Below are 18,142 nucleotides of genomic sequence, written 5' to 3'. Positions count from 1 at the left end.
GATGGCTCTTCGAAAGATCCTGGGTGAGTTTTTCCAACCTCAGCGCCTGGCTGTTTTCCTTTTTTTCGCCGCCTTTTTTCTGGTCGGTCAGCAGGTGTACGATGATTATGGCATTTCCTGGGATGAGCCTACCCAACTGGAGATCGGAAAAGCCAATTATCGTTATCTGGTTAAGGGAGACCCGTCGCTGCTCGAGATGAGGGATCGGTACTACGGTCCGCTCTTTGAAATATTTCTGGTTCGAGTTATGGTGCAGGTGCCTTCAAGGGAGATGTACCTGAGCCGGCACTGGTGGAATTTTATAGCCTTTTTTGCGGGGGTGGCCGGGTTTGCCATATTGCTCGAAAGAATTTACCCGCGCCGCTGGTTTGTGTTTTTGGGGTGTTTGTTTCTGGTTTTAACGCCGCGGATTTTCGCGGATGCTTTTTATAACAGCAAGGATATTCCGTTTTTATCTGCAACTATCTGGGGGATGCTGGCTTTGATTCTGTACCTGCAGAAGCCGGGTCTCTTGCGGGTGGGGTTTTTATCGCTGGCTTCAGCCATTATGGTCGGGATTCGATTGCCGGGGATTTTTTTAACCGGGGTGGTTCTGGTACTGATCGGGAGAGAAATGATGGCCCATCGGTTATCCTTCCTGGGCGGGGTACGGGATGGGCTGGTTTACCTCATTCTATCAGCGGGCTTGATTTTCGCTTTTTATCCGGTTCTCTGGCATGATCCCCTGGGCGAACTGGGCCGGGCGTTTGAAACAATGGCCAGATTCCCGCAATACTTGCCGGTGTTGTATCTGGGTCAATTTCTCTCTCCCCAAAACTTACCCTGGCATTATCTGCCTGTATGGATGGCAATTACTGTACCCATTCCTTATCTCGCCCTGGCGATGATCGGGGGAAGTGTTACCCTGTGGAAGTGGGTGAATCACCCGAGAAGTGTATACCACGAAGCCAGTACGCCCTGGGTGTTGGCCGCTTTATGGTTGTTTACCCCCTGGATGGCAGTACTTTTACTTCATTCTGCACTTTATGATGGGTGGCGCCAGATGTATTTTCTCTATCCGGCGGTCGTCCTTTTCTCAGTGCAGGGATGGGAACATCTCCATAAAATGATCGTCAGGATTAACTTCTCCCCCATCTTCCAGAAAGGTTTACTCGGGGGCCTTCTGGGGGTGGTCTTCATACCGGTTACAGTATGGATGATAGCCTTTCATCCCTATCAGAATGTGTATTTCAACCGTCTGGCCGGGCGTGATATGCAAACCGTGAAAATGCGCTTCGACCTGGATTACTGGGGGCTGGCCTACCGTGAGGGGTTGGAATCACTTTTGAGACTGGATGCGCGCGGGCGAATCAAAGTGTTTGCAGATACCCCCGCCGGGGTTCGAAATGCTGCCATACTGGCTACCTCAGAGGAACACCGGCTGGATTTTGTGGATGACCCTGGCGAAGCAGATTATTTTATTGGTAATTACCGCTGGCACCCTGCTGACTACCCGTATTCGGATGAGGTTGTCACCATCTGGGTGGGGAATGCGAAAATTCTTTCAGTTTTCAGACTGCCCCCGATTCATTGATGGATGGTTTTGATAAGCCGAGCCAGTTGCTGGCGGAAAATAGTCAGGATGGTGATCATCTCTGCTGCAAGGATAACGAGTGTGAAGGCGGCGGCAAGCACAAGCACCTGATTTTCTGCAATCACTGGCAGGATGGGGGGCATGGGGACGCCTTTCTCGCCGGTATATCGGAAGAATGGCACAAAAAGGCGGGAAATATTGATGCCGATCCATGCGCCGGCTGCCGCCCCGAAAATGGATAAAAAGGTATATTCGGTAATTACTTGCTGGATAATCTGCTGGCGGAGCAAGCCCAATGCGTTAAGCACCGCAAACCGGTACACCCTTTCGCGCAATGAGGCGTAACTGTAAACAAGCAGTCCCATGACCGCCATGACTGCAGTGGCGAGAAAACCGGTGGTGAGTGTGCCAAAAACCCCGATCCGCTCGAGCTTCTCTTTTTCAGCGGCGATCATGGCTGCTCGATCATACTCTCGCAGGGTGTGGATTTTCAATATATCCAGCATCTCTTTCATAACATCTTTTCCCTGAGTTCCGGGGGTTAGACTGAGCCAGATGCGGTGCATTGGGATATATCCTAACAAATCGACCAGATAGTCCATGTTGGTGACTACCGTAACGCCGTCGGTGTCTTCGTAGGCGGTTGGAAAATAATCATAGATGCCCGCGATGGTGAGTTCGGTTCGGATGGAAACGGTGTAGTCGATAGAAACAAGGACCGAGATTTTATCACCAACATTGAGGTGATTATTTTCCAGGAAGGTACGGGAAACCAGGGCAGCATTGGGTGCCAGTGCCAGCCGGTTCATCAATGCCCCCAGGGGCTCAGGGGCAAAATCCTTTCGCCACCATGATACCTGAGGAAACTCAAGGCGGTCGATGGCCATCAGGCGGGTACGTTGTTCGTATCCGCCTGGAGGGGTTACTCTACCAAGATATTCGCCGACGCGGGTGGCTTTTCGGATACCGGGGAGTTGTTCAAAATCCCCGGGGACTGGAATCCAGTTCCCATCACTGGGTGAAAGGCTTAAATCGAGGGGCTGGGGAGTGAAGCTCAGATCAGCTCCCGCCTGGTATGACATTCGGTCCACCAGCCAGCGATCGAGGCTGGCTGCCATAGAAATGGTATAAACCCCAATGGCAAGAGAGATAATTACCAGGAGCAGAGGGCGAATGTAATCCTGACTCTGGCGCCCGAGTTGACGTAGTGCGAGATGGAGTGTAACCCATGGAGTCTGGCTGGCAAGGAGATCGATCAGGCGCATAATCAAACCGAAAAGGCGCATGGTGATCAGGGCGGCGACCAGGACGAAAAGCGCAGGCACCAGGATAAGGAGAGGATCGTTGAGCAGGTCGGTGGGAGCTTTGGTAATCAACCCGGCCAGTGAACCGCGCTTACTCATCTGGATATAAGCGTACCAGGTGGGGAGGATGAGCAGAAAATCCAGGTAATAGCGGTACCAGAAGGGAGTGCGCATGGGGCGTGACCATTCGCGCTCTTCGGTTATCACAGTGCTCCGCGCAGCTTGCAGGGTGGGGATGAGTCGAGAAAGCAGGATAAAGCCGAAGGCCAGAAAGACGAGGGCAAAATTAATTCCGTGCAGGGTTACCGTAAGCGGGGGGCGAATGGTGAAGGAAAGAAAGCTGGTGGTATAGCTCATTAAGCGGGCCATGAGCATTCCGAAACCCACCCCAAGTGGAAAACCGATTATAAAAAGAAGCAGCTGTTCCAGCAGGGTGAGGTTCAATAAACCCAGTGGGTTCATCCCACGGCTGGCCAGTATCGCTGTTTCACGGCGCTGCCATTGAGCCATGATGGTAGCCGTGATCATCAGGAAGTAAAGCAGAATACCAAAAGCAGGCAAATTATAGGCCAGCAAAATGACGGTGAGGGTTGCGCTTCGGGTGACAAAGGTCTTAAGGGCATCGAGCGGAGGAGAATTGAGGCGAGCGCCTGGAAGGTAGCGGTTAATTTCTTTCAGGGCGTTGCTGAAACCGGCAATGTATTGAGAAGCATTCCTGGGGATGACTCTGGACTCGTCCAGAATGATATACCAGCTCGCTTCCCTGGAGCCGGACGGGATCATGGGTTGTACATAACGGATATAATCTTCGCGGCGAACAAGGAAAGCATCTTTAAGGGTAACATCTGGGTCGGAGAACCAGAAATCAGAGGCGGGGTCAGCGGCTTTCCAGATGCCCGCAATTCGCAGTGGCACTGGTTGTTCGGACAATGTCACACTGATGGAAAGTTCATCGCCGGGCTGCAAGTTCATTTCCTGGGCGAGTTTATCATGGACCCAGACGTTTAAAACGTCGGGGCTACCCGAGGAATCATTCATGGGGTCGCCAGCGAGGATTGTAAGGTGAGGGGAGATGTCTTTGATGTAGACGATACGGGCATTCCCGATCATTTCAGAACCGCTGTACAGTTGAGAACCGGGACGCGGTCGTAGCATCATCCCGCCACTGGAGAGAAGTAGCCCCACCTGCCTGGCAGGTAACCCCACCTGGGCAGTCAGGATGTTTTCAACCTGGGCCGCCAGCCGTTCTGCCTGATCCATGGGAACCGGAAGCCGGCTGGAAGGGAATACATATACTGAGGTGGAAAATGGGGGGCGCCCGGTTACACTGGTCAGGGCATCCAGTTCCTGGAAAAGAATGGCACGATCAACGGCTTCAGAAAAGAAAGAAGCACTGGTAACCAGACCAACTGCCAGGATCACGCCAAACAGGGCTAAAATGGTCAGCCCACTGTGGTAAAGTCGGCGTTGCAGAATCAGGTTTAACAGGCCAGGCAACCTGGAGATTAGAGCTGGCATTTCGATGTGAGCGTGATGGATGGTTTTCGGGTTGGAAGACATTCAGAGGAATTCCTCAAAGGGACAGTGATACCCGGTCAATTCTAACAGGATTGTTTTAGTAAGATGTAAGTTAATCGGGGAATCCTCTGGCGACCAACGCATGAGAGGCCGCCTGGATCGTTTGCAGTTTATAATCGCGGCTCCACCGATTGACAGTAATCAGGTCAAAAACGCGGGCCTGAATGTGTTGTGCCCAGCGTTCCAGACTCAGCAGACAGGTTACGGTTCCGTTGCCGCTTCCCCCGGCAGCCGCAATTAACAGGATGGGTTTCCCCGCCATACGGCTTTCTTTACCGAGTGTAGCTTCGCACCGTCGAAGCCGGTCAGTAAATGCCTTAGCCGATTCGCTCATCTCTCCCCAGTAGACAGGGGTAACCAGAACCAAAGCATCGGCCTGAAGGGTTTGCTGATGGAGTGCCTGGAAGCCGTCTTCTACCTGGCAGGTGTGAAGCGTACGGCAGGTACCCCAGCCATCGTTACACGCCTGGCAAAGGCCGATGTTCATTTGGTTAAGCACGAGAATTTGGGCTTCGTGGCCGGCGTGAGAAATCCCATCCTGTGAAGCAGTTGCGCAGGCAGCGGTCAGACCATCGGTGTTGGGACTGGAATGAACAATGATGACCTTCATACCTTCACCTCCTGTACCGGGGGTATTGTACTCCAACCTGGAGGCTTATTGGAAGGAAAGGCTGGTTGATTTAAAAAACGAACAGGCCCCGCCTGTGTTTCTCGGAACTTGCTATATAATGTTGAGAGGAAGGATGCTGGAGCTTTTCCTTCCCATCTTATTTTGACTCAAGATGGAGTAGTAGCCATGGACAAGAAGCAAACCCTTGAAAAGTTGAAAGCACTGGGGCTGGTCGCGGTTATCCGGGGGCCTTCACCAGAACTTACTTTGAAAATGGTAGATGCGCTGGTAGCCGGAGGGGTTCTGGGAATTGAGATTACCTACTCCACCCCAAATGCAGCTGAAGTTGTGCGGCAATTGAACGTGACGTTTGGCGATAAGATCGTCCTTGGAATGGGAACATTAACCAGGCCAGAGCAGGTAGAAGAAGCTCTGGGCGCGGGAGCGAAGTTCCTGGTTAGCCCGATGGGTGAACCAGCATTGTGTAAAGCCATGGTTGAGTCTGGCGTTCCAACCATGATCGGTGCTCTTACGCCCACTGAAATTTTTGCGGCGTATCAAATGGGCTCGGATGTGGTTAAGCTATTCCCGGGTTCGCTCACTGGCCCGGCGTACGTTAAGGCCCTCAAAGGACCGTTTCCGTATATCCCTATCATGCCCACAGGCGGGGTAAGCGCCGCCAACGTAGGTGAATGGTTCGCCGCGGGCGTTTTTGGGGTGGGGGCGGGGAGCGAGCTTTGTCCCCCGAACCTGGCCAAAGAGGGGCGGTTTACTGAAATTACCCAAAAGGCGGCGGAGTTTGTCCGGGCTGTGCAAGGTGCCAGAGAACAGGTTAAAGGATGAGGTATGAAAGGTAAGTTACTCTTTATTCTGGGGGGAATCTGGCACGATTTCGAAGGGTTTCGAGCGGTATTCCAACCTTTTTTTGAGAAAGAAGGCTGGCAGGTTGAAGCCACTTATGATCTGAACCGTTTGCTCCGCCTGAAGGAAGATGAAATCACAACCGTGGTCAGTTACACCTGCCTGGGCCCTCACCGGGAGGGCTACAACGATACAGGCCCCGAAAAGATGGAAGATGAACAGGTGAAAGCCCTGTCATCCTGGTTGAAGAATGGCGGTGGTCTCCTGGCGGTTCACGCGGCTACCGTTCTGGCGGATTCAAGCCCGGAGCTTGGTCAGCTGATAGGGGGTGTTTTTGTTTCTCACCCCCCGGCATTCCATTTTACTGTGTATCCTCTGGCCAAACCCCATCCCATTATTCAGGATGTAGGAGCTTTCAGTGTGCTGGATGAGTTTTATATCCAGGAAATGGTTTCGCCGGTTGACTTACACATGGTGGCCATTGACCGCGGAGTGGCGTTCCCGATGGTTTGGAGTAAAACCGAAGGAAAAGGCCGGGTGGCCTATATTGCGATGGGGCACTCGGCTGAAGTATGGCTAAACCCGGCCTACCAACGATTAATGCTTCAGGCGCTCACCTGGCTTGAGACGTAGAGGAAGCCTGGCCGGCTGCCCCGAATACCTCCAGGTAATGGATGCAGGTTTCCTCATAAGCCTCACGCAATGCTGAGAGGATGCCAAACATGGTAGCCCCAGGTTCCGCAGCCGCGCGGATCATCCGCGCGGTAGCGGCTTTATTTAACCCGGTGAAATAATTAATCTTTGAAATTCCCGCCCGAATGACTTCGCGGTACTGGTCATCGGTTAAACCGGTTCCACCGTGCATGACCAGTGGAATGGATACTTTATCGCGAACCTCGCGCACCAAATCCAGGTCGAGCCGGGGCTCGCTCTGATACTCTCCGTGGGCATTTCCAAAGGCAATGGCGAGAAAATCGACGCCGGTTTTTTCTAAGAATTCCGCCACCAGGCGCGGGTCGGTGAAGCCTTTACGAGCGCCACCAAACTGATTGTATTGATCTCCCAGCCCAACGTGGCCCAGTTCGGCTTCGATCCCGGCGCCGTAATGCCTGGCGAGTTGCACCACTTCACGGGTTTTTGCAATATTCTCTTCGAAAGGTAGCCGGGAAGCATCGATCATCACATCGGTGAAGCCAAGGTCGAGGGCGAGTTGCACCTGTTCCAGGTTTTCGCCATGGTCGAGCATGATCGAGGCAGGAACCTCTAATTGATTGACCCGTTCGCGTAAATAAGCGGCGAACGCGCGGATGTTGGCTTCTTTCAGGCAGCCGGAGTAGACCCCAAAAATACAGGGGGCCGCACTCTTTTGTAAAGCCGAAATCAAACCATCCACTGCATGGGGTTCAAACACATTGAAGGAAGGAATGGCATAGCCCATATTGCGGGCCCGAATCAGTTCAGGAACAATGGATACAAGAGGCATCTTCATTCTCCTTGGGCAGGTAATCTCGGTTTAGAAATTCCTCAACCTCAGGAAGAGACGGAATTCCACGTCTTCCTCCCAGGCTGGTACATTTGATGGCGGCGACGGCAGAGGCAAATCGGGCGATCTCGCGCAGAGGCCATCGTTTGAGAAGGCCAACCAGAAAGGCTCCGTGAAAGACATCTCCAGCGCCAGTTGTATCGACTACTTTAACTGGATAAGCCGGAGTGAAAAAGGCTTCATCGCAGGAAATGGTAAAACTTCCGCGCTCACCAAGAGTCTCCACATATATTCGCGGTCCCATCAAAAGAATACACTGGCCAGCCTGATGGAGGTCGTTGATCCCGGTAAGGGCACGAGAAAAGCCGTCTCCACTGATGAGAACATGGACAAAGGGTATCAATTCGCGAATGGAGGGCGAGACTTCGGCTTCGGTTTTTCCGGCATCCAGGACGACGAGCTTACCTTCTTCTCGCATCCAGCGGGCCGCTTGAATGGCGGCCCGGGGGTGGAAGCCATCCAGATGGAGGATCTCCGCCTGGGTGATATAAGAGCGGTCCAGTTCTTCAGGTTGCAGCGGGAAAGCCCCGGTAGAGGGGGTTCCAAAAAAGGTGCGCTCTCCGGTTTGGGAATGGACACAAACCAGGATAATTTGAGGTTCAGGCAGGGGCCGACGAAGCACATGCGAGATGTCTATACCTTCTTTCTCAAAAAGGTGCAATTTAAAATCGGCAGTGGGGTCATTCCCTGCGGTACCGTAAAATCCTGTTCGGGCGCCGAGGCGGGCGGCAGCCACCAGGGCTGTGCCGACCGGACCGCCGCCATCCAGAATTAACTCCTCGATCCGGGTATTCTTCTCCCAGGTGGGCATTTCGGTAAGCCTGACCAATACATCGATGGTGGCCATTCCGAGGCCAACAATTTGTAATGGACGAGGAGAGGAAGCGTTCATTCTATCAATACAGGTCTGATATCCAGAAACTTACAGGCGAGTAAAAGAGAATCCCTCTGGTTGCCATGGATGAGGCTGGCATGGTGGATGAACCCTTCTTCCACGAGCGTGCGGTAAAGAAGATGATGGTCTCGAACCTGTACCCATGCCCACGTGCCGGTGAGGGTTTCATCCGAAGGGATGATTTCTCCAGAAGCAATGAGCATTTTCCATTGACCATCATATTCGGCCAGGCGGCAAAGAGTCACCGGGCCCGGGCGCAGCTGGAATTGATAAAGGCCGGCCTGATCATCGCAGGGATCAGGTGGCAGGACTCCGAGCATATCCTGACGGCTTCGGAGGGCTGTTCGAGAAGGATCGGCGGCAAGGCAGGTTGGGGCGTTTCCGCAATGCCAGGCTAGAAAACGGTTGGGATGGTCTCGGTGTTGAATGGTCCAATCGATGAAATGAGGAATTGCCTGGTGAAGCGAGGCGGCGTGCTGAGTCAACATGGAAAGGGCGCCGATGACATCGGCTTCACACGCGGTTAAGAGACCATCACCGGTAAGTTTTCCGAAAATGGCGCACACAGAGATTCCATACATGCGCTGAATCGATGGCCAGCATGACATGGCCATGGCGGAAAGTCGAGCATTCTGCCAGAATTCGCGAATGGACAGTTCCAGGCGGGCGGCTTTTTGAAGCCATTCTTCAGCAACAGTAATCTGTGCGACACTCTGCCGGGTGCGCCGGGTGATCTCCGCAAGCCTTGGGTCTTCATCAAGGTATTCTTGGGCGCGATGCACCAGGTCGGCCAGGTCAAGATAAATGACGTTCTGGCCGAACTTCTGAATCATGGCTTTTTCATCATAGGCCACCGTTTCGAACCCGGAGGGCCGCAAACCGATTTGCCCGATGCGTGCATTCCTCAGAGACTTTACCACTGCCACAGCACGCAGGAAGACCTCGGCTTCATGCCGAAAGGCAGGTTCATCAGCCAGAAGGATCCCGGCGAAATGGAAGGGAAGCTTACGACGGTATAAACCTGCGGCAATCGAAAGCGTTCCGCAGTAAGAGTCGGAGACACGTGCAAGGCTGGGGCCTTCAGGAACGGGAGGCTCTTTGGTGGCATATAACATCACAGGCACCTTCAATAACTCGGCAATCTTCGATGCGCTGCGTTCATCACCAAAATTGAGTGCTCCGATAACGATGCCATCTACTTTCTCACGGGCAAAGTATGCTGCAACCGCTTCGGCATGATCAAGATTACATACAACGCCATCAGGAACATAACCGCCCTCGGGAACAATGGCTGATGGATCTTCGGGGTGTGGGCGGGGGTAAACCAGTTCGAGGCCGTCGATCTGTTGGAGGAACCGAATACCATCCTCACGCATTCGGGCACACCAGTCTGAAACTGGCCCCCAGCCCCCGCGGAGGGTAGGAACGAAACCGATTTTGACTCTCGTCGGGGCCATGAGAACCTCCCTGTGGATTACATGCAGATTTGACCGTGTTCGATCAGCCAGCGTACCGATTCTTCGACAGCATCCAGAGATGAATAACGGGGCTGATAATCCAGTAATTTGCGGGCTTTTTCGATTGAGCAATTGGAACTGTGACGAATGTGGGCCAGTGCACTCTCGTGGAATTCTTCTGGAATGGTTTTCAGCCACTCTTCCAGCGAGGCGAAGCGGAGATTGGGTTGAATCTGGAAACGCGCTGCCAGCGACTCAGCAAACCCACGCAGGGTCAGAGCGGCAGGAGAGACCACAAAGAAGCTTTCGCCCACAGCATTTCGCCAGTGAGATATGGTTTTTTCAAATGCCTGAGCCACATCATCCGCATGGACATGATGAAGTGTCTCCATGCCGAGATGAGGCAGTACCACCTCTTCACCGCGCAACAGACGGCCAATAGCCGCAGGGTCGTGGCAGGCGGTTGGCCCAACAGGCACCCAGCCAGGCCCAACGATGTGGCCAGGATGGAGGATGCTGGCGGGGAAGCCGTGAATTCGGGCCTGCTCCAACAGTAATGCTTCGATCTGGTTTTTCCTGGAACCGTATTCGGTAAGGGGGTTGCGAGGGTGGTCTTCAGTGGCAGGAACTTCACTCCCATATCCGCGCACCCAGACCGTTCCGCAGTGAACCAGTAACTGGATGTGACCCCGAAGAGAGTCAACCAGGTGACGCGCACTTTCAGGTGTAAAGCAAAGCAGATCCATGACCACATCAGGTTTCAGTGAGCGGATAGTTGGGCCAAAGCTTCCATCCGCTTCGGTGGCAGTGCGATCGAGTGTCACCTTCCGGACATCGTGCCAGGCTTCGTGAAGCTGGTATGGCTGACTCTGCCCGCGTGTAATCACGATGACCTCATGGCCGCTTCTGACCAGGCGCGGTACCAGGTATGTACCGATATGCCCTGTTCCTCCAATAATAACAATGCGCATTTTGCACCTCCAGATTATCGGAGAGGATAAAATGAGATCGATTCCAAATTTACAGGTCAAGTGGCTACTAAAAAAGTTGAACGTTCTCAGAATGATGTTAGCATGAATTTTTAGAACGAGCCTCGTGAAGGAAGGGTTAAAAAACCCCTGAAGCAAATCGCTTCAGGGGTAAGGGGTTCTGTCAGGAAAGGGGGGTTATCGAGAGACCCGCCCTGATGTATCACCAGCCAGGATAGCTTCAACCTCCGACTTGCTCACCAGGTTGAAATCGCCGATGATGCTGTGTTTGAGGCAAGAAGCCGCCACAGCAAAACGAAGAGCATAAGCAGGATCGGAGGATTTCTCGCGTAATGCGTAGATTAACCCACCTGCAAAGGCATCTCCTCCACCCACGCGATCAATGATGGGAAGTATGTCAAACGTGGGGGCGGTAAAGAATCCCCCATTGCGCTGCCAGAGGACGCCTGACCAGGTGTTGTGGCTGGCTGAACGCGATCCACGCAGGGTGATGGCGATGGTTTTCAGGTTGGGGAAGCGTTCGGCGAGCTTCTCTGCCACATACTGGTAAGATTCAGCAGACACTTTCCCTGCCTGAACATCTACTTCCGGGGCTTTGATGCCGAAAACTTTCTCGGCGTCTTCTTCGTTCCCGATGGCGATGTCGCAATTCTCCACCAGTTCTGGCATGACTTCGCTGGCGGTTTTACCCCACTTCCAGAGGTTCTTTCGATAATTTAAGTCGCAAGAAATCGTGATCCCCTGGGCCTTGGCGGCCTTTACCGCCTCAAGGCAGGTTTCTGCGGCCCCCTGAGATACAGCCGGGGTGATACCGGTAAAGTGGAACCAGTCAACATCAGTAAACACCGAGCCCCAGTTGATCATTCCAGGCTTGATAGTGGCAAAGCTTGAATTGGCGCGATCGTAAATCACTTTTGAACCACGTTGTGCCGCTCCGGCCTCAATGAAGTAAATCCCAAGCCGGTCACCACCGCGAATGATATGCGAACAATCGACATTGAATTGGCGCAGATAAGCCAGACAGGCTTCACCAATATCATGAGCGGGCAAGCGGGTGACAAACCGGGCGCGGGCGCCAAAATTCGCCAGGGTAACTGCAACGTTGGCTTCGCCGCCTCCGTAAATCACATCCAGAGAGCGCGCCTGAATAAAGCGTTGGAAAGAGGGCGGCTGAAGCCGCAACATAATTTCACCAAAGGTTACGACTGTAGTGGTCATGAATACCCTCCCGTTTTTGAGATGAGTTGATTTTAACCGAACCTGGAAATTCTTTTAGCCAATACGTAATACTTTTGCACCGGGAACGCCTCCCTGTTTCATTTCTTGCAGGGCGTGGTTGGCATCAGCCAGGGAGAATTCTCGAATTTCTGGCACAATGGAGGCTTCTGCCGCCAGTTTGAGAAACTCGCGCACATCGGTGCGGGTTACATTGGCCACGCTTTTTATTTCTTTTTCCATCCAGAGGTGGCAAGCATAATCCAGGTCAAGTAAAGCTGAGCGATCAGTATTTTCTTTACGAATCGCGTTGATGACCAGCCGCCCTCCTGGCTTGAGATGAGGAAGAACGGATACAACGGGTTTCCAAACGGGGGTGGTATCGATGATGCTGTCCACTGGTTCGGGTGGAAGATCTGAAAAACCGCCAGCCCAGACCGCCCCCAGGGAGCGGGCAAATTCCTGTTCAGCAGGATTGCGGGCGAATACGATGACACGTACATCGGGCCACCGATAACGAACCAGCTTGAGTACCAGATGGGCTGAAGCGCCAAAACCTGCCAGTCCAAGTACCTTTCCAGAGGAAACCTCAGCCAGTCGGAGAGAACGGTAGCCAATGGCACCTGCACACAGCATGGGAGCGGCGGCGGAATCGCTCAGGTTCTCAGGAATGGTATGAATAAAGGCTTCACGGGCAATCATGGTTTCAGCATACCCTCCATGAGCATCGCGCCCCGTTGCCCGGAATTGTGGACAAAGGTTTTCCCTTCCTGACAGGCAATAGATACACTCTCCACAGGAGTCAAAAATCCAGGCCACTCCCACCCGGGTTCCGATGGGGGTATGAGCCTCAGACCCACGATCGATTACCGTGCCTACCACTTGATGCCCGGGTACGATGGGTAAAAAGGCTGGCGGGGTGCGGCCTTCGATCTCATCCAGTTCTGTATGACAAACCCCGCATACGGATACTTTGATCAACACCTCATCCGGTTTCAGCGGAGGAAGAGGCAGGTCCTGTAAGGAAAGGGGGGAGGGGTTTGTGCTCAGGTCGCCGATTTCAGTCAAAACCATGGCTTTCATACGCGTCTCTCCCGGTAAGATGAAGATGATCTTTCAAAAAAGCCCTGAGGGGGCGATCTTCCTCAGAGCTTTGCATGCGGAGCGGAGGAGTAGAATCTAATAGCTCACGGCAAATTTCATCATCACTTCTTCGATTTTCGCGCCGACGACTTTGATCTGATCCAGATGGTTGGTGCCAAGCCCGAGGCTGGCAGCAAGGTTGAGGTGGTTTTCACCGTTCACAAAGGGTTCATTGGGGTATTCTGCGGTGGGGTCAAACCCCATTGCGGCTGTTGCCACTGCGTCGGTAGCCACCGGATCCTTACCGGCAAACAGGAGACCCGGTTGAATGGGGGTCATGGCGGTGATCCAGGGGCCTTCTCCTCCTTCAACGGTCATGATGCCGTCGATGATCCCCAGGTTGACCGGGCGGGCGCGGTTAAGGTCCATGACCACTCGCGGCAGGCGTTTGCGCATTTCGGCAGGCTTACCGTGAAAAGCAGAACGGTAATTATCTGTGGTGTTCAGCCGGTAAGAGCGGAAGGGCACCAGGCCAACCAGGTTTTTCATGGTGTGGGTTACCCCCAGAGAGTTATGGCATTTCATCTTAGAAATGGAGACAAAGGCATCCACTTCGTTCAGAATGGGGTTGAAGAGAAACTTTTCGTAGATGAAAGGATTACTTCCGGGAGATGTTTCGGTGAAATCCGGATACGGTTCAGGATAATTCAAGTCTACGAGGGTGGCACCAACCTGCTTGGCCATCTCGGTGTAACCATAAGCCGGCCAGGACTCTTTTTCATAAACCGCTTCGACAATAAAAATATCTTTGGCTCCCGCATCACGAAGAAGTTCGACCATGGCCTTGACCACCTCGGGGTGCGTCAGATAGGTTTCTATTTCGGTGGTTCCTGGAAGTGGTTTGGAGCTTAACCCACCCGTCAGGTTTGTCTTAATGGCCACGCGATTCCCGTGAGCCAGGACATCGGCAATACCACCGATGCTATCCAGCATTTTTTCCAGTTGATTCCGTACCAGTTTTGGTTCGTAAGTTTTGGCTTTTCCAATTGCCACGATAGGAGATTGGTTTCCCTGCGGTTGCGAGCCTGGCTGGCATCCTGCCAGTGCAAGCCCTGCGGCGGCTAACCCAAGGCTCTGCAAGAACTCACGCCGGGTAAGAGTGTGGTATTTTCTCCTGTAATTCATCCATACCTCCAGTGGCAAAGAAAACTTTTGGAAAATTGTAGCACGAATTAGAGGGGGGATGAAGTGACAAATATACCCTATCTGACGGGTTTGTCTGTATAATTGCGTTCATTGAAAGTTAGCGATTTTTGTATGTATTCCCATTTTCTTACTGAATTGATGTTCGCCCCATGCAAACTGTAAAACGCCCAACGATCGCTTTTTTTGGCAGTTCTCTGGGTGGGCCTTATAGCCAGGAGAAATGGAACCTCTGGCGGGGGGTTATGGAAGGGGTAAAAACCCTGGGCCTGCGCCTGCTTTATGTGGCTGGAGATGATTTTTCAGCATCTCCTCAGGCAGCGTTGTATGAACGGATCGGGAAAAATAACGTGGCCGGGATCATTGCCTGGCATTCCTTCTTAAACTTTAATGCTACGGAAGATGAAGTTTATCAATATCTTGAAAAATTCTCCCCATTGCCGGTGGTTTTAATTGAACAACGATTGCCGGGTGTCTCAGCGGTTCTGGTGGATAACTTACAGGGGATGCGAGACCTGGTCCAACACCTGGTTGTGCGTCACGGACATAGCCGGATAGCCTTTGTTTCTCTACCAGAAAATCCGGTCATGTCAGTCAGACGTGCGGCGTTTGAGCAGGTGATGCAGGAATACGGTTATTTCGATCCGTCTCTGGTGGGTACGCTCGAACAACTTGACCGTCGGGGGATGATCCCCGGGATAGACTACACTGCTGTAGTGGCCCATTCTGATTTTAATGCCATCGAGATTGTCGAGGCATTACGAAGGCGGGGAATCCGGATTGCGGAAGATGTAGCCGTGGTTGGTTTCAACGATGGGCATGAGGCACGCAGTGCCATGCCGGCGCTTACAACGATGCGCTTACCCTTCCGCAGAATGGGGCGTACTGCGGTGGAGTTGCTCTACGACCAGCTTTTAGGGCGCCCGGGGGGGAACATTGTTACTCTACCCATGCAACTGGTTCTGCGCAGTTCCTGCGGCTGTCTTGAACCCCTGGCGGAGTCGGCGATGGTCGATTCGTTTACAGTATCCCGGCAATCGCTGGAAGAACTATTTTTAGATGGTTACGAGGATTTACTGGCTCAAATGGCCAGAAGTATGGGAACTCCCCTCGAAAACCATGCTATGGAATGGGCGGAACGACTTTTTCATATTCTCACGGATGAATTGCGACCCTGTGAACAGGGTGGTGCCTATGTTCAAGAACGCTCGCGGTTGTTCCTGAACAGCCTGCAGTCTCTTTTACAGCAGGCCATTGACGAAGGAGTCAATATTAACCGTTGGAACGAAGCCATTTCGATCCTGCGTCGGTATGTATTACCGCATCTTAACCCTGAACAGCGTTTTTGCTTTGAGGATCGAACCCAACAGGCTCGCATACTGGTTGGAACGCTGGCTATTCGCGCGGAGGTCCACCGAAACTGGCATTCGACGCGGAGCGTCAACCTGGTGCGCGAGATGGTTGCTCATTTATTGGTGGCCATGAACGAGGAAGACTTTCTTTCCGCCCTGGAAGCAGGGTTGGTGAAACTAAACTTTGAGAGCCTGTTCCTTGTGCTTTATGAAAATCAACCGGAAGAAAAGGAAAAAGGGCGACTTTTCTTTGGATACCGAAAAGGGGGACGAGTTAAAGTGCCGCCAGAAGAGATGGTTTTCTCTCTGGAGACGATCCTGCCACCATCCTGCATGAAAGAGATTGAGGAAGAAACGTGCTTGATCATGGAGGCTCTTCATCTGGGTGCTGAACAGCTTGGGTATCTTGTAATTGCCTCTCAACCCCCTGTTGATCCGGTATCAAGCGATCTTTTCAATGCTTTAAAGGGTGAGATTTCCAGCGCTATCCATAACTTTCAGTTACGATTGCAGTTGCATGAAGCAGTACGTGCGGCTGAAGAGGCTAACCAGTTGAAGAGCCGTTTCCTGTCGATGGTGAGCCATGAGTTACGCACTCCCATCAACTTAATTGTCGGGTTGAGTGAAATGGCCATGCGCCAGCAGTCGAGGGGAAGGCGAAAGTCACTGGCGATTCTTTCACGTTACCTCGAACAAATTTATGTCAGTGGGCAACATCTTGATCGTTTGATTCGCGATGTTCTTGACTTGGCCAGCAGTCAGGTAGGGCAGATGAATATTATTCACCAACCGGTAGACATGATTCAGGTGCTGGAAGATGTTGCCGTGATGGGGCGTCAGCTGGCAGAACAGAAGAATCTTGAGTTTATAACTGATCTGGAAAGGCCACTCCCTCAGGTTTGGGGAGATAAAACGCGTCTGCGGCAGGTGCTTCTCAACCTGTTGAGTAATGCGGTGAAATTTACTGCCCATGGGTATATTCGTCTTTCGGCTGCGCAAGAAGAGAGCCAGATTCACATAGCAGTCAGCGATACCGGGCTGGGCATTGCACCAGAAGAGCAGCGCGCCATTTTCGACGAATTCCACCAGACCAATCGGACAATGGTGCGCGGGTACGGAGGGATCGGTTTGGGGTTGGCGATTACCCGAAAGCTGGTGGAAATGCACGGGGGAAAAATCTGGGTCGAATCGAATGGACAGGAAGGGAGTGGATCTACCTTCCATATAACTCTGCCAGCGATGTCAGAGACTGCGGCGCCATCGCTGACGCTGCCCTCTTCCCGCGAAGGTCAGGTTATTATTCTCACTGATCGGCCTGATGAATCCCACGATTTGATTAAATATCTCAAGCGGAATGGTTTTGACATCGATGTGCGCCCCCTTTCTCCAGTGCCATTGCTGGTGGAATCCCTCTCTATGTCTCCGCCTGGGGCTGTGGTACTCGATCTTGCACCCGATGCAGAACTTGGATGGAAATTGATTAAGGGCTTAAAAGAAAATTCTGCCACCCAGGATGTGCCGGTGCTCTTTTATAAACTCTTTGCCGAAAGCGATGCCGGGTCAGTTTTGACGTTAGATTTTATGTTGAAACCGCTGGATGCCGATCAGCTGGTCAGAGCCCTGGAGCGCTACGGGCTGAAGGGAGGGCATCACGATCGGCAAAAAGTGATCCTGGTGGTCGATGATGAGCCCGGTATTCTCAAGCTCCATGCGGAATTGATTGAGACCGAACTTCCGGATGCTCAGGTTCTGACAGCCTCGGAAGGGAAAAAAGGGCTGGAGATCATGCGCAGAGAACACCCTGATCTGGTCTTACTGGATCTAATGATGCCTGAAGTGGATGGTTTCAATGTGATTCAAAGAATGCAGGAAGACCCATCTCTTTGTTCCATTCCGGTGATTGTTCTTACCGCGCAGGTTTTAACCAGAGAGGACATGAAACGATTGAACAAAGGGGTAGCCACAGTATTATCGAAAGGGGTATTTCGACGCCAGGAGATCATACAGCGTATCGAGCATGCTCTAACGCAAAGCATGAAATCGGTGAGTGAAGGCCAGCGGTTGGTGCGGCAAGCCATGGTTTATATTCACGAGCATTATAAAGAGCCGATTTCCCGGGCAGACATCGCAGGTTATTTGAATGTTAATGAGCAATATCTCTCGCGGTGTTTCCATAAAGAGGTTGGCATTGGGCCGATGACCTATCTTGGACGATATCGGATTCATCAGGCGAAAAAATTACTTTCCGAAGGGCGGTTTTCGGTCACCCAGGTGGCTCTCGAGGTGGGCTTTTCCAGCCAGTCTTACTTCAGCCGGATTTTTCAACAGGAGACCGGTCAGACCCCTACCGCCTATATGCGCCATCCGTTCAAAGATCTTTCCTGAAATAACAGGTTACAAAAGTGCACAGTTTGGTTTCCTCAGTGTATGACACTTGAGGAAAAAGCAGGTAAAAATAAAGCGGTGCGTGACATTCTCT

13 protein-coding genes are annotated in these 18,142 nt (G+C 52.4%); 4 read left to right on the top strand and 9 right to left on the bottom strand.

The window, feature by feature from the left end; genetic code table 11:
• Window position 1 precedes the first annotated feature (1 nt).
• Window positions 2-1,573 (top strand): hypothetical protein, encoded by a 1,572-nt coding sequence (locus ATHL_RS08735; RefSeq protein WP_062192264.1) that lies wholly within the window; start codon window positions 2-4, stop codon window positions 1,571-1,573.
• On the opposite strand, the gene ATHL_RS08730 is transcribed toward ATHL_RS08735, so the two are convergent.
• Together ATHL_RS08730 and ATHL_RS08725 are read right to left on the bottom strand one after the other, a co-directional pair.
• On the bottom strand, window positions 1,567-4,437 hold the full coding sequence (locus ATHL_RS08730) for an ABC transporter permease (protein WP_062192261.1): 2,871 nt from the start codon (window positions 4,435-4,437) through the stop codon (window positions 1,567-1,569). The two genes, ATHL_RS08735 and ATHL_RS08730, sit on opposite strands and share 7 nt — an antisense overlap.
• Before the next feature lie 70 nt (window positions 4,438-4,507).
• On the bottom strand, window positions 4,508-5,065 hold the full coding sequence (locus ATHL_RS08725; RefSeq protein WP_062192258.1) for a flavodoxin family protein: 558 nt from the start codon (window positions 5,063-5,065) through the stop codon (window positions 4,508-4,510).
• Window positions 5,066-5,251: 186 nt separating this feature from the next.
• Here ATHL_RS08725 and ATHL_RS08720 point away from each other — a divergent pair, with 186 nt between their 5' ends.
• Both ATHL_RS08720 and ATHL_RS08715 read left to right on the top strand, forming a co-directional pair.
• The gene (locus ATHL_RS08720; protein WP_062192256.1) at window positions 5,252-5,908 is read left to right on the top strand and encodes a bifunctional 4-hydroxy-2-oxoglutarate aldolase/2-dehydro-3-deoxy-phosphogluconate aldolase; all 657 of its coding nucleotides are present in this window, start codon (window positions 5,252-5,254) and stop codon (window positions 5,906-5,908) included.
• Between the two features lie 3 nt (window positions 5,909-5,911).
• A complete protein-coding gene (locus ATHL_RS08715; protein ID WP_062192253.1) occupies window positions 5,912-6,559 on the top strand; it encodes a ThuA domain-containing protein in 648 nt (215 codons plus the stop codon).
• Here ATHL_RS08715 and ATHL_RS08710 read toward each other — a convergent pair.
• From ATHL_RS08710 to ATHL_RS08680, 7 genes are all read right to left on the bottom strand, one after another.
• Window positions 6,540-7,409, bottom strand: a complete 870-nt coding sequence (locus ATHL_RS08710) for a class II fructose-bisphosphate aldolase (RefSeq protein WP_062192251.1) — start codon at window positions 7,407-7,409, stop codon at window positions 6,540-6,542. The two genes, ATHL_RS08715 and ATHL_RS08710, sit on opposite strands and share 20 nt — an antisense overlap.
• Window positions 7,384-8,361 carry a carbohydrate kinase family protein gene (locus ATHL_RS08705; protein ID WP_062192248.1) on the bottom strand — a complete coding sequence of 326 codons (978 nt, stop codon included), beginning with the start codon at window positions 8,359-8,361 and terminating at the stop codon, window positions 7,384-7,386. Before ATHL_RS08705 ends, ATHL_RS08710 begins: the two co-directional genes overlap by 26 nt.
• Window positions 8,358-9,821 carry an L-fucose/L-arabinose isomerase family protein gene (locus tag ATHL_RS08700; protein ID WP_062192245.1) on the bottom strand — a complete coding sequence of 488 codons (1,464 nt, stop codon included), beginning with the start codon at window positions 9,819-9,821 and terminating at the stop codon, window positions 8,358-8,360. The genes ATHL_RS08705 and ATHL_RS08700 overlap by 4 nt, the downstream gene beginning before the upstream one ends.
• A 17-nt stretch (window positions 9,822-9,838) precedes the next feature.
• A complete protein-coding gene (locus ATHL_RS08695; RefSeq protein WP_062192242.1) occupies window positions 9,839-10,792 on the bottom strand; it encodes an NAD-dependent epimerase/dehydratase family protein in 954 nt (317 codons plus the stop codon).
• A 195-nt stretch (window positions 10,793-10,987) separates the two neighbouring features.
• Window positions 10,988-12,028, bottom strand: a complete 1,041-nt coding sequence (locus tag ATHL_RS08690; protein WP_062192239.1) for a sugar kinase — start codon at window positions 12,026-12,028, stop codon at window positions 10,988-10,990.
• Window positions 12,029-12,082: 54 nt separating this feature from the next.
• The gene (locus ATHL_RS08685; RefSeq protein WP_062192238.1) at window positions 12,083-13,108 is read right to left on the bottom strand and encodes a zinc-dependent alcohol dehydrogenase family protein; all 1,026 of its coding nucleotides are present in this window, start codon (window positions 13,106-13,108) and stop codon (window positions 12,083-12,085) included.
• 96 nt (window positions 13,109-13,204) lie between these two features.
• Window positions 13,205-14,293: a DUF362 domain-containing protein gene (locus ATHL_RS08680; protein WP_062192235.1), complete on the bottom strand. Its 1,089-nt coding sequence runs from the start codon at window positions 14,291-14,293 to the stop codon at window positions 13,205-13,207.
• Window positions 14,294-14,463: 170 nt separating this feature from the next.
• Between ATHL_RS08680 and ATHL_RS08675 the strand changes: the two genes are divergently transcribed.
• Window positions 14,464-18,048: an ATP-binding protein gene (locus ATHL_RS08675; protein ID WP_062192234.1), complete on the top strand. Its 3,585-nt coding sequence runs from the start codon at window positions 14,464-14,466 to the stop codon at window positions 18,046-18,048.
• Window positions 18,049-18,142 lie beyond the last annotated feature (94 nt).

The organism is Anaerolinea thermolimosa (assembly GCF_001050195.2).
Taxonomy (GTDB): domain Bacteria; phylum Chloroflexota; class Anaerolineae; order Anaerolineales; family Anaerolineaceae; genus Anaerolinea; species Anaerolinea thermolimosa.
The sequence above is the reverse complement of the archived record's forward strand: the minus strand, read 5'-3'. Positions and strand labels throughout refer to the sequence as shown.